This is a genomic window from Legionella sp. 27cVA30 (genome assembly GCF_024160945.1).
Taxonomy (GTDB): domain Bacteria; phylum Pseudomonadota; class Gammaproteobacteria; order Legionellales; family Legionellaceae; genus Legionella_A; species Legionella_A septentrionalis.
On record NZ_JAMYXK010000001.1, the window covers coordinates 679,715 to 699,922 of the forward strand.

Genomic DNA, 20,208 nt, shown 5'->3' on the forward strand with positions numbered 1-20,208 from the left:
TTTGAGTAGACTCATGAATTTGTTGCGAAAAAGCAAGTATTCAACATCCTGCTTTAAAAAGCGCTTACTAAACTGCATGGCAGCAATTTTATGTCTTATTTTGATTTGTGAATTGCAGCTGCATAGCACTGCGGCACACGCTTATTCAGCTTATACCAATCGCGAACTGGATGAATTGGAAAAAGAATTTATACAACAAATCAACCAAGCAAATAGCGTGCTGCGCAATCCTTTGGCAAGCCAATACATAAATCATCTGGCCAAACGATTAGCCCGCAGCTCACAATTACCGGTTCCCTATTTTTTTATCGTTAAATCCAACGAAATCAATGCTTTTGCCGGCCCAGGCGGCTACATCGGCATGAACTCGCAGTTAATTCTGGCAACGGAAAATGAAAGCGAATTGGCTGCGGTTATGGCGCATGAAATGGCACACGTACGATTGCATCACCTGTATCGCATGCTGGAACATCAAAAACAAATGCGCATTCCCATGCTGGCATCTGTTCTTGCTTCTTTCGCCTTAGGGGTAGTCAATCCCATACTGGGAAGCGGCGCTCTGATGGCTTCCTTGTCAGGTATTGCCCAAGATAATATTAATTTTACTCGTTCAAATGAAAAAGAAGCTGATCGTATCGGCATTAATATGTTGATTAAATCTGGCTTGGACCCGCGTGCTATGGCCAGTTTTTTTAAAAAAATGCAAATGCAATCCCGTTATTATTACACAGCCAATGTACCCGCCATTTTACGCACCCATCCCTTAGATGAGGACCGCATCGCGGAAGCGGAAAATCGCAGCCAGCACATTGTCAAAAAAACTTATCCTAATAGCCTCGATTATCATTTATTTAAAGAATTAATACGCGCTTCGGTATCGAATGATTATAAAAATTTACTGGATTATTATGCCAACCAATGTAGAAAACATAATAATGATACGGCCTGCCAGTATGGCCGTGCACTGGTGTTTCTAAACATAAATCAATATCAACAAGCACAGGAGAAATTGCTCCCCTTGCTGCAGCAGAATCCGGATAATTTGTATTTAGTCATCGCCCTAGCCCAGGCTGAAATTGGTTTGCATCAGTTCGACTCAGCCCTGCAAAGATTAAATGAACTACAAAATAATTATCCAGATAATTACGCAGCAATTGTAAATTATGCCCAAGGCTTAATGGCTGCAAATAAACCTGAACAAGCGGTCAGCATTCTTTTGAAAGCAAGCCGGCAATTCAAACAGGATTTGCCCGTTTGCCAGCAACTCGCCCAAGCGCAAGCCGCATCTCACCGCAAAGATTATGCTTATTTTACCCAAGCACAATGCGAATTGCTCCAGGGTAGAAAAACTGGCGCTTTGGCGCAGCTGCATTTGGCTAAAAAAATGGCAAAACACGATCCATTACTGCAAGCACGCATCACCGCGAAAATGGAAGAAATACGATTTTTGCAAAAGGATTAAGATTGTTAACAATTCACCTAATGGATGCCGAGGCTTGTTCGCGGCATCCATTAGGTCAAATCATTAGGAAACTCTTCTTACACGACATGCCATTCGATTGAGTTCTCTCAATTAAATTAATTTCCCATTGCCAATGTTTGAAATGTTTTTAGCGACGCGCTGCATTGATGGATAACTCCTAACCATATAAATCTTGCTGGTAATTTCAGCAACCGCTATACCAATCCATGTCTTGTTCTCTATGAGTAGAGAAACCTGCAAACTTATTAACAGGTTCCTGATAAATTGCCACCCCAGCTTCAGCTATGGTCAGGCGGCAAGTGAATTTCAGCAGGCCCTAATGAATTTTTCGCACCCAATAATTAATCAAGCCCCAATTTTTTTAGGCGATAGCGTAAAGTACGGAAACTTATCCCTAACAGCCGAGCTGCTGCCGTGCGGTTCCAGCGAGTTTTCTCCAGCGCATCAAGTATTAGTTCTTTTTCATGCTCTAGGGCGTGTTTTTAAAGTTTCAGCCACAGCAAAATACCTATTACAATTAATGCACCTAAAAACATGGCGGCAGTTTTATCATACCGCGTAGCAATTCTTCTGAAACCTTTTATTCTGTTAAAAAATCGTTCGACATGATTCCTTTCTTTATAAATATGGGAATCATGCTCCTCAATAAATAATCGATCATTTTCCCCATGGCGACCTTTAGGAGATGGCAGTAATTGTTCTAATTTGTTCCACATTTTGTCATCAATAACAAATCTTGACATCCATTTGCTCCATTTTCACTATGGAGGCTTTTTATCAGATTTTTAATAGTTTGAAAAACTTTAAAAACACGCCCTAGTAGCGTGCTGTTTAAGTCCAATTTTTTTTCAGAACCTGCTGCCGCCGATTGAGCGGGAACAGATTGCGGGAAGTGCAAATCCACCTGCTCTATAATATTGCCATTACTTAATGTCATCGCCCGCTCAAGAATATTTTCCAGTTCCCGTACATTACCCGGAAAAGAATAACCTCGCAGTGCTGCAAGCGCAGATTTTGATAATTGAGGCGGTTCACGACCCTGTTCCCTGGCTAATTTTTGCAAAATATTGTTCGCCAGTAGAGGAATGTCTTCTGCTCTTTCCTGCAAGGTGGGCACATGCAATTCAATGACATTAATTCGATAGTACAATTCCTGCCGGAAACGGTCCGCGGCAATTTCATCCAGTAAATTTTTATTACTGGCGCTTAAAATTCGTATATCCACAGGAATTTCGTTCAATTCACCAATGGGTTTAATTGCTTTTTCCTGAATGGCTCGCAGCAACTTGACTTGCATCACCAAAGGCAATTCGGCAATTTCATCGAGAAAAAGCGTTCCCCCTTGTGCTGCTTCGAATAATCCTTTTTTATCTGCAAACGCTCCGGTAAAACTACCGCGCTTATGCCCAAAAAACTCCGATTCCATGAGCTCTGCCGGAATAGCCCCGCAATTCACTGCAATAAAAGGTGCTTCACTTCTTGGGCCATAAGCATGGATTAAACGCGCGACCAATTCTTTTCCAACGCCTGATTCACCTTGAATAAACACAGGGGCTTGGCTTCGTGAGAGCTTGTAAATGCTTTCGCGCAAGGCTTGCATAGGAGCGCTTTCGCCGAGCAATAATTCATCCCGAGTTTCCGGGCGATGGTACATACGTAGCGCTGTTTCGACTAACGTTTTTAACATGGCCAAATCAACGGGCTTCGATACATAATCAAACGCGCCTGCTTTCAACGTATTTACAGCCCCCTCTACATTTCCATAAGCCGTGATGACTGCTACAGGTAATTTGGGTTTATTTTGCTGGATATAACGAACAATTTCATAACCATCTCCATCGGGAAGCCGCATATCGGTTAGCGTTAAAAAATATTCATTTTTATCAATAGCCTTAATGCCTTCTGTAAAGCTTGAAGCAACATCGCATTCTAATCCCATCCTTTTCAAGGTCAGCGATAATAACTCACGGATATCTGGCTCATCATCAATAACGAGAACTTTTGCATTCATAAGCGAATCTCATCATCTGGATTAAAACTAATGGCAAAACAGCATCCGATTTCGCATTCAACAAAATCAAGCTTGGCTTGATTAATTTCGCATAAATCTTTTGCTATGAACAACCCCATCCCATAGCCTGTTCTTACTGTGCTAAAAAATGGCTCAAAAACATGATTGCGTATTTTTTTGGGGATGCCCAGTCCTGTGTCGGAAATCAGCAATAAAGTCTTATTTGTCTTATCTTTAATCTCCAGCGTAATATCTACTTCTCCAGCCTGGTTACGCCCGTGCTGCATGGAATTGTCACATAAGATTATTAACACTTGTTCCAGTTGGCTTTTATCAAATACAACGGTTTTTCTTTTTTCCTTGCTTGATTTAAGTATAAGGTTACATGGATTAATAAGACAAAAATCGTGTTTAAATTGCTTGAGAAATGAATTTAGTTCAATTGTTTCCGGTTGAGCCTGCTGTCTTCTGGACATTTGCAAAACGTTTTTAATAACGCGATTCATCCGATCGCAATTATTAATGATCAATTGCTTAAGCCGTAGATCTTCTCCACTTAACTCTTTCTCTTCACCTAACAATTGTACCGCATGAGCGATTACACCGAGCGGATTGCGCAACTCATGGGCTATGCTTGCAGAAAAACGGCCCAGCGAAGCAAGTTTTAATTCTTGTGCTTGCTGAGCAATATGCGTCATGTCATTTAAAATCATCAAAACAGCTGTTTGGCTACCATAAGAAGCCGGGAAAAAATGCACTTGCAGATAGGGATTATCAATTGTAGTCTGGGCGGATTGCCCTGCTGTTTTTGAATGTGACAAAAATTGCAAGTACTTATCATACAGGGCGGAAGATAAATCACGTAACTTGAGATTTCCGGTATTTTCGCTCCAATTGAAAAAGCGGCGGGCAGCTGTATTGATTAATTTGACCTGTTTATTGGGATCTACATAAATAACACCATGTTGTAAACGCTCGACGATGTATTCATTAAGCCGTTGTACATTCGCAAGTTCCTTGGCGCGCGCCTGGGCCAATTGCTCACTGCTTTTTACCCAACTGGCAAGATACCAGGCTGTTAAAGCGGTCGCAAAAAAGCTTGCCCCATAAATGCCCGTGGAGAAAAAATGTCGTAAATCATCATGGACGCCAGTACCATATTGAATAAGGCTCGTTCCCAACAACATACAGCTTGCGATGGCTGCAAAAAAAATCGCTAAACGACCGGGAACCAAAATACTCAAAACAGCAATAAAGGCATTCAATAAGATGCCAAGACCGGCCTGGATATAACCAATCGTTTGAATAAAAAGCACCATGACCACGACATCCACAGTGCCTGAATAGACGACTTGCTGCTCAAACTTTAGCGATTTTTTATACCATACATATAAAAAGAGCAGGCCAAAAATAAAATAACAACCCAAAGCGCTTAGATAAACAATTGCATCGGCGTGGCTATAATGATCCAACCAAAAAAAGCCAAATAATGCGCCAATGCTTAGCAGACGATACATATTATAAACTAATAGCATTCGCCATTGTTTTGCCTGTGGGTCGTTTTTTTCAAGCGTCTGACTGTGCATCTCAGTAACCATAGTTTTATAACTATAGGTCATTAAAAGAAAAATGTACTAATGGACTTGTCATAAAGTGCTGCATGCCAATCAAATTTTGCACTATGATTAATATAGGCAAGTAAATAATGGAGTTATTTTATGGACAAGAAAAAATCGTATGAACAAATGCCGCGGCGAAAAGAACAAGAAGACGTGCATGAATCGAAAGGAGAGGAGAAACCCGACAAGGCAGTTTATCCTGCTTATGATTCCGATTTAGAGAAAGAGTTTGACGCAATTCGCTCGATTAATTGATTTGTAACACTATAAGCGGCAAGACAGAACGTGTATTAGCTTAAGACTACGATTACTGCGAGGTATATTTTAAATTTTCAAAGGCAATTTCTTGTTGTCCCGCAAGGATAGGTGAACCCAACTCTGTCTTAAACTTAAAAAAACTTTCTTTGGCTAACAAGGGAGAATGTTTGGGCGTATTCGCCATATAATCCTGAATAATATTCTCGATTTGCTCCTTAGCTATTCCTGAAACCGAATCGACACTCTCTTTACCAATGCTCGTTACATCTACTTTTCTACCATCAAAAGGGATAAAGAGTGATGTTAATTTTCTCAACATTTTATTGATGAGCTCAGGCGTAAATTCCCTAGCCATCTCATGATGCTTAAGATAAGCTTCCACAGTAAGGGGGGACGGCTCTAAGCTAAATTGGTATTCATCACTTAATAAATCAAATAATTTAGGTTGTGTTTTTGCATGAATACCCTGCATTCTTGCATATAATTTAAGTTCAGTATCTGCGGGAAATCTCATTAATTTACCAAGTTTTTCATTATATAAACATATTGGGAAATCTGTTGGGAAACTAAATTTTTGAATTAAGTACTTTTGTATCAGCCGAATTTCCAGCAAAGAAGTGTAAAAATGTTTTTGGTCTTGAGTGCTCTCCAAATATCTTACGTATAAACCTACACAAGAATGTTTCCAGGAATCCAATAAGACTTCATTTAATTCCTTGGGATCCTGAAGTTGAATTTCTGTACTTAATTCATCCAAGGTTTTTAAGCCTAATTCGTTCTTTGCCAGTAAATCTATGCCTTTGTTTAACTTTCTTTTTTCGAGTTTTGTTATACGATTTGAATTTGAATCCTTTGAACTTACATCATAAATAAAACATTGCTCCGCATTGAAGAGAAACCCATAACAGCGCCCATTTATCCCATAAGTAGGTACGTATTTACCTTTGACTAATAAAGTAGCTGAAGATAAACAAGAACCTTGCATACTACATAATAATTTTGCTTCAGCATTCCAGCCAGCAAAATCGATTTGCTCGGGGCTTATATTGATACGGTCAATGGATTTTGCAAGTAACCTAGATTCGCCGAATAAAGTACCGATTGATTTCATACGTAATTCTTTTTAATAAAGCGAATAGCCCGTTTTGTACTATGATCACTGGCAAGTATAATTGGTAATTATTAAGACATTATTAATGATGCTAGAAATTAATTAAGGAGAAACACCATGTTGTTTTCTCAATTGCCCACGGAAATTATTCAATTATTTATGCAATATACTTGCATACGCGACGAAAAACGCAGCTCCGGAATTTCTTCATTCTTTTTAAGCACCCACCGAGAAAACTCTACGGAAAGATTGAGCAGAATCAAAAGCAACGAACTGAATTTTAATCTCCTGTTATCCCATATTATTGCCAATGAGAAAGATGGGTTTGCAATTTTGCATGACAAAGAGTGTATGAATATTTTAATCGAGCAAACGCCAAAGAATCTTCCACATTGGATTTTGGGCTTAGCGGAATGTCAACCCAATTTAGTATATTTTTTACTTTGGGTGCCAGCATATAAAAATTTGCTGACTCTTGAAGAATTCAGGCATCTGCAAAGCTATGAGTCATTCGGGAAATTTATTATAAGTAATGGAATCTTACCTCCTGAGTCAGAATTAACAGACCGGTGCAAAATGGATATTGAAGACGATTTTTTATTTAGCAACAAGGTATAAGTTTTTTTCCATAAAAAAACTTTCCTGCTCGTTTGCTATGTCTTGGTGAAATTTTTGTCTTTGTCTATGCAGTAAAGAAAATTTAAGCAATACCTGGGTTTCTTTTTCCCTTGCTATTTTCTCCTCCAGCAAGGTATCTTGCTCAATTTTTTTTACAAGCGTCTCTAAATATTCAATGTCTTTATTATCTTTATTATTTTTTTGAATTGATTTTCGATAAATAGGTAGACGAGCATTAAAATAATCCTGTAAATCTTTTTTCTCGCAACCATAGAGTAATTCTTTTTTGTTTTTGTAAAGATGGGCCAGTGCTTCTACTTCAAATATATAAGCATTGCATTCCGAATTTGGGAGGTTCGCCTCAACGTTAAAAGCATGCCCTAATTCATGCACAATCATTCCGATTTTGGTAATTAAGGCGATATGGGGGTTATGAAAATCATGCTCTCTAATAACAATTGTTTTGTTTTTTTTCCAGGTGGGGTGGAATTTACTTAAGAGTTTATACGTCTGCTCGTTGACAAAAATAGCAGGATTGCCATTACTTCCTAAAAATTCTCCTTGCGTAACAAAATCGACGTTTATATCTTGCAATAGTACATTTAACTTGCGCACTACCCCGCTTAATCCCAATTTTCGACAACCTGCTATTAATTGTTGTATGTGTTCGCAATTGAGCATGACACCATCTCCTTGGCTTGAGCATCCATGATTTAAATGTCCTATTTTCAGTAAAACAGCAGCCTCTCTAATTGTCAATTAAAGAAGCTGTTTACTTAATTTAGGAAAGAGATGGTTTTGAAATTTTTAAAAGAAGATAAAGTAAAAAATTGAGGCAAATAACACATACTTAACCAGGTAATAGAAAGCCTTATTCCACGTTTTTAATCGCTTCCCTAGCATCCTGATTTGATATAAATATTTAAAGACTTGGTTAATAAAACCTACTGGTTCTGTGGGCAAATTTTTACTGGAAGCTGCTTTCATCACGGTGCGGCTGAAAAAACGGTTAAACCAATCAGCACAACGATTTGTTAACGGTCGTCTTATATCGCAAAAAAGAATAACTCTATCTTCTTCTGTTTGGTTCTCAGCATAATGCACAAACGTCTCATCAAATAACACATCTTCGCCATCCCGCCAGGCATACATTTGCCCGTCCACATAGATACAGCATTTATCAGAATTTGGCGTAATCAAACCCAAATGATAGCGCAAGGAGCCTGCGTAAGGATCACGATGTTTGAACAAAAAGCTATTTTTGGGTAACAAAGTGAACATGGCTGCATTGACATTGGGAATACTTTCAATTAATGCAAGGGTTTTCGGACAAAGCTTTGCGGCTGAAGGCATCGGATCTTGATACCATTTTAAATAAAATCGTTTCCATCCACGCCGAAAAAAGGAATTAAAACCAATATCATCGTGCTTGTCCGAAGCGCTAATATATCCCCCTTGGTATAATGCAGCCGCTTCTTGCCGAATCACCTGCCAATTTTCACGCAATACCTTAAGTTCGGGAAACTGGTTTACGTTTAAATAAGGCGTCTTGGGCACAGAAGAAAAAAGGTACATTATTGCATTAATTGGAGCCATTAAACTGGAATGATCAGTTAACTGGCGCAGAAAATTTAATCGAACACGTCCGCGAAAATGCGTATAAGCTACTGAACCAACATACATCCCAGCAAATATAGATTTAACACCTAACAATGAAACCAGAGTCATGATATTGCCTGCCAAACGCAAGGAGCAGTCATTTTATTCTGAATTAAACCTTAAGTGAATAACATATGACATATAACCATTTATAATGTAAATGTATTCAGCACCTGTTAGGGTACCCTTAATTATCATCTGGTTAAACTCCATTAAATTTCTCAGCTTCAGCAACAGATGCGTTAAACTGATTTACAAGCCAAAATTAACTACAGTTTTTAAGCTTTAGTTAATAATTATCATTTAAAATTGAAATAATAGATAAGCAGAGGTAGTTATGACCATTGGTTTACACATGCTGTATTCAAGCCAGGTTGAAAAAGCGTTAAACCATCACTTTGAGAAGCTTGAAGATAAAGGTTATGTCAAACACAGCGTGTCCTTAGGAGCTTTTCAATTAAATTATTTTCTCAATGATAATGTATGTGTAGTCAGTACTCCTGTGCTTACTCAAGCTCCTTCCTCCTATAAAACAGAGCTAACCTATCAGGAAGTAATCAATTTTTTTAAAAGTCAAAAAGATTTTCTCCTGGCTGAGCAGCAAGTAATTATTCCTGTAATTGGTGCCGGAAATACCGAGCGCCATATTACGGTTCTCTACAAAAATACCAAAGATAAATACACATTATTTGACTCTAAATTAAGCAACCCATCAACATTTCTCAATAGCTCTGAAAAACCTGGCTTGACAGTCGGGGGATTAATCTCTGCTATATTCCGCTCAGTTTTCAATTGGAACTATAGTCACAAGGTAAAATTCAAATCCGGCAAAGAAGCGATTGACCTCCAATACGAAGGATTAGGAACACAATCTACGTTTGATGGTGTTTCCTGTGGTTTCCATGCATTAGGAATGATGCAGATTCTGGCAAATGATGCAGTAATCGGAAAAAGCAAGAATGGGGCTGATCGCACCAGAATGCTAAAAACCCTTGCCAATCAATCTCCTGTAAGCCTAGGATTACAGATGTTAGAAAATTCAAAGCAGACGCATCAAACCTCGCTTACTGCCTTTCTTAAGAATAGCTGGTACAAAACTTTTAATAATGCTGGAGAAGAGTATTCTTTTGCCCAGTATTTTTTAGGCGCGCCAAAATCTAATGAAAGCAAATTATGGTTCGCAACGACCCCTCTTGTGACTTTTAAAAATACATTTAAACTTGTTCTTGAGCTTCCACTATCCATAGCAAGTGGAATTTTTGATTATTTAAGGAATGCACTTTATCAATTTGCCCCTACGCGATGGTACAGTAAAATGACACGTACACTGACATTAGCGCTTGTGCAAACAGCATATGCTCTGACCGAGGGAGTGCGTAGAATCACTAATTTTATACTTTCTCCAATTGAAGCTTCCCGTGAATTGGGTATTTTGCCTAATCGAGCAAACTCGCCTGAGCGCAGTGAATGGGACAATGAAAGTGAGAACATGATAAATAAAAAAATTAGCTCCTCATCTCTTACCCAAGCGACCCGTTTGTTACAAACTGAACAAAGCTCTGCTGTAAAAACCATTGAATATGAGGATTTTGAAGAAATTCAATATTATGGTTCTTTTTTCAGTAGTGCAGGCAAGCAGCCTTCATATGAAAAGCCAAATGCTTCATCCAGTCATGCTAAAAATAAAAACATCTAATCCTCAAATTTAATATCATACTCGGCGGCTACATCCAATAAGTCATCCGCATGTTCTTCTTCAACGGCCAAAATATCTTCCAAAAGCTTTCGCGTAGTCGGATCAGCGTTGCCGATGTAATTAATCATTTCCCGATAAATATCAATGGCAATTCTTTCTGCAACCAAATTTTCCTTTACCATGCATTCTACAGTTTCACATTCCACATACTCGGCATGAGCACGCTCAGATAATCCATGCGGGGAAAAATTTGGATCCCCTCCCAGCTGTACAATACGTGCCGCCAATTGATTGGCGTGTAAATTTTCCTGATTGGCGTGCTCAAGAAATTCGCTAGCAGCCACACTGGCACCTAATGCCGCTGCCTTATAATGATGTTTGTTATAACGTAAATAACAAATTAATTCCGTTGCCAGTGCACCATTTAATAATTCAATGACAGTTGCTAAATTAAGGTGGTAATTTTCAGTTACAGGCCCTTTGGTCAAATGTTTACGTGCATCATCACGAATTTTCTTTAAATCAGTAAGAAAAGCGGTATTGTGCTTCATTCTCATCATCCTTAATGAATATTTACAATTATTTTTAATATAGCAGTTTTCTATAAATCATAGACTATTTATTCAAGCCTGAGGTAATATGTTTTTTTATTAAGCACTTAATCTTAATAATGGCGTATTACCGAAGATTCTGGGATACTGTATCTTTTTTAATGTTAAATTTTGGCTTTATGAAAGGATTTTATACGATGTCTATAGCTTTTATTAAAAAAATAAAATTGCCGCTGCTCCTTCTTTCTATCTTGATTTTGCCTTTATTTTTAGGCCAATACGTTCCTGTACAAATCAAAGCCATTAGTTACGCGTTTAGCTTGAGCATGAAAGGAATCTTGGAATTTTTACTGCCTTTCATTATTTTCAGTTTTGTATTTTCGTGTCTTTCTAACTTGCAAAAAGGTGCAGTACTTTTTGTATTTCTATTAATAATATGCGTATTTGCTTCGAATTTTACAGCGTTAATGTATGGCTATACTTCAGGATATATCGGTCTTAATTTACTTCATTTCAAGGAAACGGCTGTAAATGCCTCAGCCCTACAGCTGTTACCGGCATGGACATTTCATTTAAAAAAATTAATTACCAACGATGTAGCTTTATTGTGGGGTTTTTCCATCGGGATCTTTTTTTCCATGTGGCCCAATGAGAAAGCAAAGCGCTTGGCAAACACTTTAAATAAACTTGCCAACGGTTTCTTAAAAAAAGCATTTATCCCGTTACTCCCCTTGTTCATTTTAGGGTTTGTATTTAAATTGGAATATGAGCACGTATTGCAGACTTCCTTAAAAATATACGGCCCTATTTTACTTCTTATTATTGCCAGCCAATGGTTGTATATTGTTTTTTGGTATCTTTTAGCCAGCGAATTTTCAGTGAAAAAATTCTTCTTCTATATGAAAAATGTTTTACCCGCGAGCTTAACCGGACTCACTACGATTTCAAGCGCTGCCTCGATGCCGGTTCTTCTTGTTTCTACGGAGAAAAATCTGAATAATTCTGAGCAAGCTAAAATGCTTGTTCCCGCTGTTATTAATATTCATACCATCGGCAGCGCCATCGGCGTGCCTATTTTAAGTTTGGCAACTATCCTGACATTTGGACTACCCTTACCATCCGTTTCTACTTTTGCTGTCTTTGCTTTATATACTGCCCTGGCTAAATATGCAGTCGCTGCAGTTCCGGGTGGAGTCATTTTAGTCGTTACCCCTATTTTGGAAGCTCATCTGGGTTTCTCAAGTGATATGATTGGCTTAATAACAGCAGTCTATTTAATTTGCGATCCTTTCGGCACTACTGCCAATGTGACCGGCAATGGCGTTTTTCCCATTTTATTTACCAAATTACATAATAAAATCAAAGGCATGAGCTTTCCTGGTTTTGTTGGGAATCGCAAAGCTTCACAATTAACCAGTGTAAGCAGCATGGATTAGGATTTTTTATTTCATTATGGTATATTGGCTACCAAAATGAATAGTAAATAATCATTCTCTAGGAGATTGGACATGATTGATAGCTCGAAAAGCAAAGAATTTATCAGCTTACTCGATCAAACTTTGCAGGATAGTTTCTTTAATTCTCGTCTTGCTCGCGAAACCCGTGAGAAAAAGAATAAGATCATCATTGCGGGCAGAAATTTTATTAGCAGTTTGGAAGAACTCGACTCTCTGGAAGTTCCAGGAGTAAATGAAATCGTACCTCACCGGTATTATAATGAAGAGCACGCTACCCTCTTAAACAAAATCTTAGAGTGTGGAATTCTTGTTTTAGGTAGCCCCAACGATAAAAAAGCCCAAGATAACTTGGCTGTGGAAGTTAATTATCTAAAAGAGCTCATGGCTTCTAACTACGGTAGTAATGCCACAAGAAGCATATTTAGCATCTTGGGCAATTCCTTCAAAGCTGTTGTTGGTGCAGGATTGACTAGCGCGGGACTTCTCATTTTAACAGATCTTGCTTTCTCCCTACCCGTGATTGCAGCTACGGGGCCAGTAGGTATAGTCGGCGCGTTATTAATTGGAATAGCAGCGACCATTATTGGTGTCATTCTTACCGCCTACGCCATCCATCAAATTCATGAAAATGGCAGACTAGTGTTAGATAAACAAATTAAAGAAATTGAAGCTTTTGTTGAACTGGTAGCCCCTAACAGCAGCGTGCAGAATAGCCAAGAGCCTATTTCACAGCAGCAAGCTTATTATAATCAACAACGAAGTGAATATTCTCAACAACATACAGGACAACAATACCCTAATATTTACCCACAGCAAATGTTTTATCAGCCTTCCTATCCGCAGCAGCAACAGCCCATGCAAAATGCCAATATGGCTTTTAATTTTTAAAATAAATAGGGCAGTTGTAATCAGACAACTGCCCTACTTTACTTATTCAATAGTCACTTCAAGCATTATACTTAATACCTGATCTTGGGTTGTCTCATAAGTATTATAGTTTTGACGATTTATATATCCCATCACCACAGAAGTATTTTCTTTAACAGGAAACCTTGCCCCCAGAAAAAAACGATTCTGGCTTAATGTTTTGGATGAAACCCAATCAGGATGATTAAGATTCAAAAAAACTTCATCATAAATAATAGGCGACAATTTATTTTGAATTAATTTATTAAATTGAATTAGAGCACGGTTACGCAGCCTTAAAGCAGTTCCAGCTCCAAATGTGGCAAACCGCTCCTCTAAACGGCTCCTCCAGGTAAATGTCAACTTTTCTACATCAATCAGTTGATACTGCCCCTGCTGCCAAACTCCCTGCACAATTTCTTTAGAGTCATGCAAGGATTGAAAAAAATCATATCCTGCCCACAAGCTTAACTTTTTACTCGCGGAATAGCCGATTGCTGAGCGCGTAAATAACTCATCTCTTACATAGGAATTGTAAAACCTACCTTCTGTTTGAAAATAAAAGAAAAAAGGCTTATGCGGATCCGTAGTCAAGGTAATGCCGTCCCAACTCCCTGTAAACGTCTTACCAGCGAAAAGGGTACTGCTAAACAATAGCATCAGCAATGAAAATAAGTTGTTTATTTTCATTGCCACATCATCCTTGTACTTATGATTAACCCCGAATAATGCTTAAAATTTTTATTTTATAGTTTTTAGCGGTGATTTAAATAGGAATTGATTAATTTATATGGGAATTGTTAATCTCTGTTTGCTGATACATCCTTTTTCTTAAGAGGGTTATATCGAGGTCTGCATTCACCAATGGCGAGAACAGAAAGAACTTGCAGGAAAACCCGACTTGCGCTTGCTAAAATTCTTACCAAAGTATTTTTATACGTAATTATTTTGTTTGATTTAGTGCTCATAAGCATCTCCTTATGCTTAAATAATTCCATTTATTAAGTATAGTCGTCACTAGAATAAACACATAGTTTCGATAATCTTTTGTCGGCGCACTTAAGCATTTGAATTAAAGTTATTGAAGCGTGCTTATTTCCGAAAGCCGGTAAATATTAATTGATATACTTGCTCGCTGGCTTGGGTGACCCCTTTAGCTCGTACGTGTGCGGAAATTTTTTCAGCAGGTGCATTATACAATTGCCTGATGTGGAATAATGAGCCGTAAAGTTTTTGTATCTCGTTTGCATCTACAGAAAAGGGTGGCCCCTCCATTTTCTCAGGATCATAAGTAAAAGAAATTAAAAAAATATTTGCACCAAACTTTAACAAAGAAGAAAAATAATTAACATATTGAATTCTTAGAGTAGGAGGAAGTGCTATTAAAGCAGCGCGATCATAAACAGCATCGACATCGCCAATGAGATCGGCCGTCAGCTCAAAGTAATTACCTGCGTAAAGGGTTAATTTATCCCCCCGGAACTGAATAAAATTGGCCGTTTTATGGGTTTGCACTGGCAGTAAATTTTCTTGAAAAAAATCCCTACATGCAAGTTCGCTTAACTCAACACCTACCACATGATAACCTTGTTCCCGCAGCCACAGCATGTCAATGCTTTTACCGCATAAAGGAACAAAAATGCGGGCGCCTTTTTTTAATTGCAGGTTCTCTAGATAGCGAACTAATAAAGGATTCGGCTGTTTTTGGTTAAAACCGATTTCCCCCGATTCCCATTTTTGCTTCCAATAATCTTGCTGCATAAAGAAATGTTATATGGGCTCTTTGGGAACAACCAGCCACATGATGATGTACACTAAAAAAGCACAACCACCCAAGAGCAGGAACACAATAAAAATTAACCGCATGAGGGTAGGATCCATGTTAAAGTACTCAGCCAGGCCTCCGCATACACCAGCAATCATCTTGTCTTTCCTGGAGCGATAGAGTTTTTTATAGGTTTGCACCGGTTTGGTCATGATATCTTCCTTTTACAGCAGATAATATTAAAGTATAGACTTTTCAAATTATTTATTCTTAAGTTCCCTATTTTGCACCACAGCATTTATTGCCAATAAAACGGATTCTTTAACTGTAGCCTTAAACATGGTGAGCAATCCTGGAGAGCCTTGCTCCCCATAAAGCTGAAACTCCCAACTTCTTTCCTGCTCCCCTTTAGCAAAGGATTCCAATCTTTTTTTAAAATTCTCACTTGGCTCCTTCGCACGCTGTCCAGATATAATAGCCGGCTGTAGATCGGCCTTTTCCCACTTAAGGATATTGTCTTTGCTAAGCACAGGCCCCAAGGTCAAGATTAGCTCTTGTATGACCGTCGAGCCCATTTTATACCACATGTCTTTTTTCGATTCTCCCATCGCCCAAGCATAAGCATCTTTCAAATCCGCCAATGCTTTCATATATTCACTGTAGAAAGCTTCACGTTTCCCTAACCAATGGGTAGCCAAACAAAATCCGATGACAGAAAAAGTAATATTAGGAAAAAGCCAACATGCTGTTCCTAACGTTAGGGAAGCAACGATTTTCTGATCTAGCTGTTTTAATGCCGACAAGGCTTGATTGAAGCGAAGCATCCTGTCTTGCAGAACCTTTAAGTGAGTGTGGCATTGATAATCAAAAATGGTAGTTGGCAGTTCAACTCGTGGAGCCGTAACGGCAGGTGTTTGGAAAAAATGACTCAGCATGCTCACTCCATTGAAGACCAAAACAATCTTTTTATAGCAAGCCAGTAAAAATAGCAAGATTGTAAAAATCGCGATTTATATCCCACGACCCAACTTGCTTAAAAAATGACCATACTTCATTTGCATGCTTACCCAACGGGTTATGAGGCAGCAATAGGGTTCATAAATTTAATATGAATTAGATTGCGGTGTTTTTATACATGAGTTGCTAAACTGATAATAAGTAATTTGAAGAACCTGAATATCATGGCAAGATTAATCACGTTTACTTTCTTTTCTCTCTTTTTTCTCAATGCTCATGCCGAGGACATTAGTCCCGCACAAATTGATGCTCAACAGGATGATCAAGCCTTATGTGTTCAGCAAAGAGTTACGCAATGTACAGCAAAATGTGAACGTGCGGGCGACGAGGATTGTCTACAGCTATGTAAAGAAAATGCGATCCATGAGTGCAGGCAAGCAGGAGAATAATGCTTTGCCCGTCACGTAGGAAACGGGATAAAACAAGCGCTTTGGTGCTGGTTTATGCCAAAACAAATTTGCTCTAACTTCGCATTTTGCCTAAAATTCAACCATTATAGAATACAGATTAATAAGGATTACAAGATGCCTAGTGAAGAAAACCATTCGTTCATCCCAGCAATTAGCGTAATTGAAGATTTAATTAAAAAAAATCGTTCTTTTTTTATAACCCCTTTGGTCAATCAACAAAAATTTGCTTATTTTTTTGAAAAAAATAAGCAACTTGAAGACATTCGGGATTATTCTGATGGATTAAAAAAACTGCTTAAAGAAAGTGGCGCTGAAGAATATAACGAATGGCTGGAAGGAAACTTCACCCCGGCATTAAAACATCCCGAAATTCGCCAATATCTTAATGATAACAGTTATCACATGGCCCTATTGAGTTGGCAACAAAAAGAAAAAGCATTTTCAATCCAAAGCGAGCATGACGAGCAAAAAATAAAAAGAGATTTTAAAAAAAAATATCAGATGAACACACAGGAAACCCTGCATTTTCTTGATGAATTTGCAGCGCGGACTTTTTTTCAACAACAAGCATCTCAACGTCGAAAGTTCATAACCTTCGATGACGATTCTTTAGAACCCTGGTGTTATTCTTTTGGCGATGGTCGTCTTTACAATTGCAATAAATGTGAGTATTTAATTTGGATGGAAGAGGAAGCCATAGATTTTAAAAAAGATTACGACGTTTGCATACAACAAATCATTGGCCATCCTACAGGAATTCAGGATGATGATAACGAAGAAACCATCTTTCCCCTTGAATTTCCTAGCCCGGAACTGATTAGGCCCTTCTTTGCAGCGCAAGCAGAAAAAGGTCGTGAATTTATTGTTGCCGATAAAAACACAAGAAAAGTTCTTTTTTATTCGCGAGAAGAAGAAGGAGAACTCATGGAAGCCAATGAAGAAGATTTCGAAACATTTTTCATTCCGGAAAAGAATAACTTAAGTATGTAGGCAGCTATGGGGCATCATGAAGCCTTATTTTTTAAACTTTCTTTTAAGAGGCTCATGATGTCCACTACTTTTTCGGGGGCTCGCTTTTTGCTGGGCTTTTTACGTTCCACAGTTTTTTTGGCTTTCACTTTTTCAGCAATTATTGCACGCAAATATTCAATATAATCGTCGTGATATTGTTCCGGCTTAAATTTTTTAGTCATTTTATTAATAAGTTTCACCCCTTCGTTAAGCTCTGCCTTGGTAATTTCATTTTTGGAAGGCAAATTTAATGCTTGCAGAGGGCGAATATCTGCTGCATATCTTAGCTTTTCTAATACCAGCAGCTTGCCATAAGGTTTAATAATTACTAGAGCTTCTTTATTTCGCAGTACAAACTCCCCCACTCCTACCGTTTTAGTATCTTCTAAAGCTTGTCGTAATAAGACATAAGCTTTTTGCCCAGATTTTTCGGGTTCAAGGTAGTAAGGCTTTTCAAAATAAATGGTATCAATTTCATCGACATGAACAAATTGCGCAATGTCTATGGATTGCGTTTTTTTGGCATTGGCTAATTTGAAATCCTCAGCTTCAAGAACAATGTAATCGCCATCTTTCCACTTGTAACCTCTTACAATTTCATCCATTGGGACTTCTTTGCCATCAAAGCGACATACTCTGGAATATTTAACGGGACACCCATCGCTTTTACGCATTAAATGTAATTCAGGCCGCTGCTCAATGGTGCCACTGTGAAGTTTCACAGGGATATTGACCAGTCCAAAGCTAATGGAGCCAGACCAAATGGGGCGCATAATTTCCTTATCCCTAACTCTTAAAGTTAAAATTATTGGCTTTTATTTGACTATAGCTTATGGATAGATAAATGCATGAGTTTCCAAAAACATTATGGCCAAATAAATCTCAAGATGGACACTAATTGTTTTGCCATGTAACATTTGCAGCTTATTTGCCAGATGGAAATTAACATGCTTGATTTATCTAAACTTAGCGAATTTAATCATGCTTTGGTTTATAGTTTTGAGCCAGAATCTTCTCCCCAACGCTTGGCAGGCTCACAAACCTACGAAGATGCACTTTATCCTGAAGCAGGACAGTATCATGATATGCTGGATGCTTATTTGTATGCTCAAGAAAACATTCTTCCTCTTATAAAAAAAGAGGGTATCAAAAATATAAAGCCGGAAACGCTTATTCAGTGGGTCAAAAAACTTCACAGTCATCTCGGAAAAACATTGCTACAAATTCACGATAAACAAGCAGGTGAGTTTACCCAAGAATTCATTCTACGATGGCCAGTTGGTTGATCACTTTATCTATTACCTAGCTGGTTTGCACCCGCATAAACCTCGCAGTTCATTTGTATCTTTTTTAAATGAAGATTTTGGGCTCGACAAACAAGCAACGAGCAATTTTATTTCTTTACTGGAAAAAATTGCTGACGATAAAACTTATACTATTCATGAATCACAAATACCTTATATAAATTATAAGCATCCAGCAATCCATGGGATCATCGCTATAAACAAGTTAGCGACCGCGTACAATTTAGACCAATTAACTTACGAACAAAAGAAAATTGTGAATAATATTGTAAAAATCTGCATGCTTCCTAAACTTATTCCCGCAGCCATGGAGCAATGGGCTGGCACTACGGTATGTAAACTTTCTGAGCTTGACACAAACGATATTGGGAAGGTTACCGAGTTTTTGACTTTTGTGTTTTATGAGCTCACAGAAATTCATCCATTTGCCAATGCAAATGGCAGAACCGCAACCTGCCTCATCAATCTATTCTTACGTGCATTTGATTATCCAAGTATTGTACTGCGCCATCCAGGTGAACGAAAAAATCAAAATAGCCAATACCAGCAAGCCTTCGCGCAAATTGATTCCTCTTTACTTCCTCTACAAAAACTCATTCATACCCGTATTGTTGAAGCACAAAAAAATGTCTTTGAGGATAAAAAATTAAAAAAATTAATTGAAATCAGGGTAGGATTCAGTGATTTATTGCAACAAATAAAACGAAAGCATCCAACTTTCGACGTCAATCGGTTTCAGCAAGAAAGTGCTGGTGCTCGGAAACCAAAATGGCCCTAGAAATGGAAAATTTGGTTGACGCATCCACTTTTTTACTTTCCGCCGCTTTAACCAAGCTCGCTCAAATTGAGAAGAAATTGGATAACGAGAAACAGAAAAAATTGATGATGTTTCAACCAGCTCCCCTGGATCGGCAACAAATCCCAGCTATTTTAGATGCTGTGAAAAAAATAACCGGCCTTGAAGGTTGGAAGCAAAATGCAAATAGTGGGGTCATTTGGCTTGAATTTCCGGATATGGACATGCAGAAAGCCAGAAAAGCCGCGTCCAAACTTGAGCAAACCAAAGCCCTCAGAGTTACTGTAGCCCCACGCTTAGACAATAAAATCCCTGTACTCAAATGCGAAAATATCGACTATCAAAAACTTACTCGATTCTCTGGGCAAAACGAGGTGAAAACAAGCCAAGTACTTAACATGTGAGAATAGGAAACCTTGATGGAGAGAACTTTCCATCAAGGTTTCCTATTAATGTGGACCTTTATGAGTTTTAAGGCTAACAAGTTATTTAAGCACCGCTTATCTTTGCTTAAAGAAGTTGTTTTCTAACCGCGC

25 protein-coding genes are annotated in these 20,208 nt (G+C 38.3%); 11 read left to right on the forward strand and 14 right to left on the reverse strand.

What is annotated here, in order from left to right:
• The first annotated feature begins 76 nt into the window (after positions 1-76).
• Complete coding sequence (locus NKV53_RS03060) at positions 77-1,462, forward strand: M48 family metalloprotease (RefSeq protein WP_127033591.1); 1,386 nt, start codon at positions 77-79, stop codon at positions 1,460-1,462.
• A 362-nt stretch (positions 1,463-1,824) separates the two neighbouring features.
• On the opposite strand, the gene NKV53_RS11875 is transcribed toward NKV53_RS03060, so the two are convergent.
• The 4 genes from NKV53_RS11875 to NKV53_RS03075 are packed head-to-tail and all read right to left on the reverse strand — an operon-like array spanning position 1,825 to position 5,080.
• Positions 1,825-1,935 carry a helix-turn-helix domain-containing protein gene (locus tag NKV53_RS11875; RefSeq protein ID WP_371923166.1) on the reverse strand — a complete coding sequence of 37 codons (111 nt, stop codon included), beginning with the start codon at positions 1,933-1,935 and terminating at the stop codon, positions 1,825-1,827.
• A gap of 30 nt (positions 1,936-1,965) precedes the next feature.
• Positions 1,966-2,226 (reverse strand): transposase, encoded by a 261-nt coding sequence (locus NKV53_RS11985; protein WP_371923153.1) that lies wholly within the window; start codon positions 2,224-2,226, stop codon positions 1,966-1,968.
• The gene (locus tag NKV53_RS03070; protein WP_305884780.1) at positions 2,184-3,494 is read right to left on the reverse strand and encodes a sigma-54 dependent transcriptional regulator; all 1,311 of its coding nucleotides are present in this window, start codon (positions 3,492-3,494) and stop codon (positions 2,184-2,186) included. The genes NKV53_RS11985 and NKV53_RS03070 overlap by 43 nt, the downstream gene beginning before the upstream one ends.
• Positions 3,491-5,080 carry a nitrogen regulation protein NR(II) gene (locus NKV53_RS03075; protein ID WP_127033597.1) on the reverse strand — a complete coding sequence of 530 codons (1,590 nt, stop codon included), beginning with the start codon at positions 5,078-5,080 and terminating at the stop codon, positions 3,491-3,493. Before NKV53_RS03075 ends, NKV53_RS03070 begins: the two co-directional genes overlap by 4 nt.
• Positions 5,081-5,212: 132 nt before the next feature.
• On the opposite strand from NKV53_RS03075, the gene NKV53_RS03080 reads away from it, so the two are divergent.
• Positions 5,213-5,368, forward strand: a complete 156-nt coding sequence (locus NKV53_RS03080; protein ID WP_158615200.1) for a hypothetical protein — start codon at positions 5,213-5,215, stop codon at positions 5,366-5,368.
• A 52-nt stretch (positions 5,369-5,420) separates the two neighbouring features.
• On the opposite strand, the gene NKV53_RS03085 is transcribed toward NKV53_RS03080, so the two are convergent.
• Positions 5,421-6,482, reverse strand: coding sequence for a hypothetical protein (locus NKV53_RS03085; protein ID WP_126955014.1), 1,062 nt, complete (start codon positions 6,480-6,482; stop codon positions 5,421-5,423).
• A gap of 117 nt (positions 6,483-6,599) precedes the next feature.
• Here NKV53_RS03085 and NKV53_RS03090 point away from each other — a divergent pair, with 117 nt between their 5' ends.
• Positions 6,600-7,100 carry a hypothetical protein gene (locus NKV53_RS03090; protein ID WP_253350669.1) on the forward strand — a complete coding sequence of 167 codons (501 nt, stop codon included), beginning with the start codon at positions 6,600-6,602 and terminating at the stop codon, positions 7,098-7,100.
• Here the strand turns inward: NKV53_RS03090 and NKV53_RS03095 are convergent.
• Positions 7,080-7,781 (reverse strand): hypothetical protein, encoded by a 702-nt coding sequence (locus tag NKV53_RS03095; protein ID WP_126955016.1) that lies wholly within the window; start codon positions 7,779-7,781, stop codon positions 7,080-7,082. The genes NKV53_RS03090 and NKV53_RS03095 overlap by 21 nt on opposite strands.
• A gap of 126 nt (positions 7,782-7,907) precedes the next feature.
• On the reverse strand, positions 7,908-8,828 hold the full coding sequence (locus NKV53_RS03100; RefSeq protein ID WP_199739175.1) for an aspartyl/asparaginyl beta-hydroxylase domain-containing protein: 921 nt from the start codon (positions 8,826-8,828) through the stop codon (positions 7,908-7,910).
• A 433-nt stretch (positions 8,829-9,261) separates the two neighbouring features.
• Between NKV53_RS03100 and NKV53_RS03105 the strand changes: the two genes are divergently transcribed.
• Positions 9,262-10,455, forward strand: coding sequence for a hypothetical protein (locus NKV53_RS03105; protein ID WP_253350670.1), 1,194 nt, complete (start codon positions 9,262-9,264; stop codon positions 10,453-10,455).
• On the opposite strand, the gene NKV53_RS03110 is transcribed toward NKV53_RS03105, so the two are convergent.
• Positions 10,452-11,006: a bacterioferritin gene (locus NKV53_RS03110; protein ID WP_126955018.1), complete on the reverse strand. Its 555-nt coding sequence runs from the start codon at positions 11,004-11,006 to the stop codon at positions 10,452-10,454. The two genes, NKV53_RS03105 and NKV53_RS03110, sit on opposite strands and share 4 nt — an antisense overlap.
• Positions 11,007-11,203: 197 nt before the next feature.
• Between NKV53_RS03110 and NKV53_RS03115 the strand changes: the two genes are divergently transcribed.
• Both NKV53_RS03115 and NKV53_RS03120 read left to right on the forward strand, forming a co-directional pair.
• A complete protein-coding gene (locus NKV53_RS03115) occupies positions 11,204-12,442 on the forward strand; it encodes a cation:dicarboxylate symporter family transporter (protein WP_253350671.1) in 1,239 nt (412 codons plus the stop codon).
• Positions 12,443-12,514: 72 nt separating this feature from the next.
• Positions 12,515-13,351, forward strand: coding sequence for a hypothetical protein (locus NKV53_RS03120; RefSeq protein ID WP_126955020.1), 837 nt, complete (start codon positions 12,515-12,517; stop codon positions 13,349-13,351).
• A gap of 42 nt (positions 13,352-13,393) precedes the next feature.
• Here the strand turns inward: NKV53_RS03120 and NKV53_RS03125 are convergent, their stop codons facing one another.
• The 5 genes from NKV53_RS03125 to NKV53_RS03145 all read right to left on the reverse strand — a co-directional run bounded on the left by NKV53_RS03125 (position 13,394) and on the right by NKV53_RS03145 (position 16,069).
• Positions 13,394-14,059, reverse strand: a complete 666-nt coding sequence (locus tag NKV53_RS03125; protein ID WP_126955021.1) for a DUF2490 domain-containing protein — start codon at positions 14,057-14,059, stop codon at positions 13,394-13,396.
• 110 nt (positions 14,060-14,169) lie between these two features.
• The gene (locus tag NKV53_RS03130; protein WP_158615191.1) at positions 14,170-14,337 is read right to left on the reverse strand and encodes a hypothetical protein; all 168 of its coding nucleotides are present in this window, start codon (positions 14,335-14,337) and stop codon (positions 14,170-14,172) included.
• Positions 14,338-14,461: 124 nt separating this feature from the next.
• Positions 14,462-15,130: a thiopurine S-methyltransferase gene (gene tmpT, locus NKV53_RS03135; RefSeq protein WP_126955022.1), complete on the reverse strand. Its 669-nt coding sequence runs from the start codon at positions 15,128-15,130 to the stop codon at positions 14,462-14,464.
• A gap of 9 nt (positions 15,131-15,139) precedes the next feature.
• Positions 15,140-15,346, reverse strand: coding sequence for a PspC domain-containing protein (locus NKV53_RS03140; protein ID WP_126955023.1), 207 nt, complete (start codon positions 15,344-15,346; stop codon positions 15,140-15,142).
• Between the two features lie 48 nt (positions 15,347-15,394).
• Positions 15,395-16,069, reverse strand: coding sequence for a hypothetical protein (locus NKV53_RS03145; RefSeq protein ID WP_126955024.1), 675 nt, complete (start codon positions 16,067-16,069; stop codon positions 15,395-15,397).
• A 246-nt stretch (positions 16,070-16,315) separates the two neighbouring features.
• Between NKV53_RS03145 and NKV53_RS03150 the strand changes: the two genes are divergently transcribed.
• Together NKV53_RS03150 and NKV53_RS03155 are read left to right on the forward strand one after the other, a co-directional pair.
• A complete protein-coding gene (locus NKV53_RS03150) occupies positions 16,316-16,540 on the forward strand; it encodes a hypothetical protein (RefSeq protein WP_126954835.1) in 225 nt (74 codons plus the stop codon).
• Between the two features lie 135 nt (positions 16,541-16,675).
• Positions 16,676-17,551 carry a hypothetical protein gene (locus NKV53_RS03155; RefSeq protein WP_126954836.1) on the forward strand — a complete coding sequence of 292 codons (876 nt, stop codon included), beginning with the start codon at positions 16,676-16,678 and terminating at the stop codon, positions 17,549-17,551.
• Between the two features lie 14 nt (positions 17,552-17,565).
• Here NKV53_RS03155 and NKV53_RS03160 read toward each other — a convergent pair whose 3' ends face one another.
• Positions 17,566-18,345 carry a Ku protein gene (locus tag NKV53_RS03160; RefSeq protein ID WP_253350672.1) on the reverse strand — a complete coding sequence of 260 codons (780 nt, stop codon included), beginning with the start codon at positions 18,343-18,345 and terminating at the stop codon, positions 17,566-17,568.
• A gap of 162 nt (positions 18,346-18,507) precedes the next feature.
• Between NKV53_RS03160 and NKV53_RS03165 the strand changes: the two genes are divergently transcribed.
• From NKV53_RS03165 to NKV53_RS03175, 3 genes are read left to right on the forward strand one after another with little or no spacing between them, the layout of a single operon-like run.
• Positions 18,508-18,858, forward strand: a complete 351-nt coding sequence (locus NKV53_RS03165; RefSeq protein WP_253350673.1) for a hypothetical protein — start codon at positions 18,508-18,510, stop codon at positions 18,856-18,858.
• A complete protein-coding gene (locus NKV53_RS11990) occupies positions 18,815-19,654 on the forward strand; it encodes a Fic family protein (protein WP_233579796.1) in 840 nt (279 codons plus the stop codon). The genes NKV53_RS03165 and NKV53_RS11990 overlap by 44 nt, the downstream gene beginning before the upstream one ends.
• Positions 19,645-20,076: a hypothetical protein gene (locus NKV53_RS03175; protein WP_233579795.1), complete on the forward strand. Its 432-nt coding sequence runs from the start codon at positions 19,645-19,647 to the stop codon at positions 20,074-20,076. Before NKV53_RS11990 ends, NKV53_RS03175 begins: the two co-directional genes overlap by 10 nt.
• Positions 20,077-20,208: the final 132 nt, after the last annotated feature.

Coding starts and splice junctions, on each gene's coding strand:
- NKV53_RS03090 (WP_253350669.1), top strand. CDS start 6,600: ATGTTGTTTTCTCAATTGCCCACGGAAATTATTCAATTATTTATGCAA.
- NKV53_RS03175 (WP_233579795.1), top strand. CDS start 19,645: ATGGCCCTAGAAATGGAAAATTTGGTTGACGCATCCACTTTTTTACTT.
- NKV53_RS03155 (WP_126954836.1), top strand. CDS start 16,676: ATGCCTAGTGAAGAAAACCATTCGTTCATCCCAGCAATTAGCGTAATT.
- NKV53_RS03075 (WP_127033597.1), bottom strand. CDS start 5,080: ATGCACAGTCAGACGCTTGAAAAAAACGACCCACAGGCAAAACAATGG.
- NKV53_RS11985 (WP_371923153.1), bottom strand. CDS start 2,226: ATGTCAAGATTTGTTATTGATGACAAAATGTGGAACAAATTAGAACAA.
- NKV53_RS03060 (WP_127033591.1), top strand. CDS start 77: ATGGCAGCAATTTTATGTCTTATTTTGATTTGTGAATTGCAGCTGCAT.
- NKV53_RS03160 (WP_253350672.1), bottom strand. CDS start 18,345: ATGCGCCCCATTTGGTCTGGCTCCATTAGCTTTGGACTGGTCAATATC.
- tmpT (WP_126955022.1), bottom strand. CDS start 15,130: ATGCAGCAAGATTATTGGAAGCAAAAATGGGAATCGGGGGAAATCGGT.
- NKV53_RS03130 (WP_158615191.1), bottom strand. CDS start 14,337: ATGAGCACTAAATCAAACAAAATAATTACGTATAAAAATACTTTGGTA.
- NKV53_RS03070 (WP_305884780.1), bottom strand. CDS start 3,494: ATGAATGCAAAAGTTCTCGTTATTGATGATGAGCCAGATATCCGTGAG.
- NKV53_RS03095 (WP_126955016.1), bottom strand. CDS start 7,781: ATGCTCAATTGCGAACACATACAACAATTAATAGCAGGTTGTCGAAAA.
- NKV53_RS03085 (WP_126955014.1), bottom strand. CDS start 6,482: ATGAAATCAATCGGTACTTTATTCGGCGAATCTAGGTTACTTGCAAAA.
- NKV53_RS03150 (WP_126954835.1), top strand. CDS start 16,316: ATGGCAAGATTAATCACGTTTACTTTCTTTTCTCTCTTTTTTCTCAAT.
- NKV53_RS03165 (WP_253350673.1), top strand. CDS start 18,508: ATGGAAATTAACATGCTTGATTTATCTAAACTTAGCGAATTTAATCAT.
- NKV53_RS03110 (WP_126955018.1), bottom strand. CDS start 11,006: ATGAAGCACAATACCGCTTTTCTTACTGATTTAAAGAAAATTCGTGAT.
- NKV53_RS03080 (WP_158615200.1), top strand. CDS start 5,213: ATGGACAAGAAAAAATCGTATGAACAAATGCCGCGGCGAAAAGAACAA.
- NKV53_RS03100 (WP_199739175.1), bottom strand. CDS start 8,828: ATGACTCTGGTTTCATTGTTAGGTGTTAAATCTATATTTGCTGGGATG.
- NKV53_RS03145 (WP_126955024.1), bottom strand. CDS start 16,069: ATGCTGAGTCATTTTTTCCAAACACCTGCCGTTACGGCTCCACGAGTT.
- NKV53_RS03120 (WP_126955020.1), top strand. CDS start 12,515: ATGATTGATAGCTCGAAAAGCAAAGAATTTATCAGCTTACTCGATCAA.
- NKV53_RS03115 (WP_253350671.1), top strand. CDS start 11,204: ATGTCTATAGCTTTTATTAAAAAAATAAAATTGCCGCTGCTCCTTCTT.
- NKV53_RS03140 (WP_126955023.1), bottom strand. CDS start 15,346: ATGACCAAACCGGTGCAAACCTATAAAAAACTCTATCGCTCCAGGAAA.
- NKV53_RS03125 (WP_126955021.1), bottom strand. CDS start 14,059: ATGAAAATAAACAACTTATTTTCATTGCTGATGCTATTGTTTAGCAGT.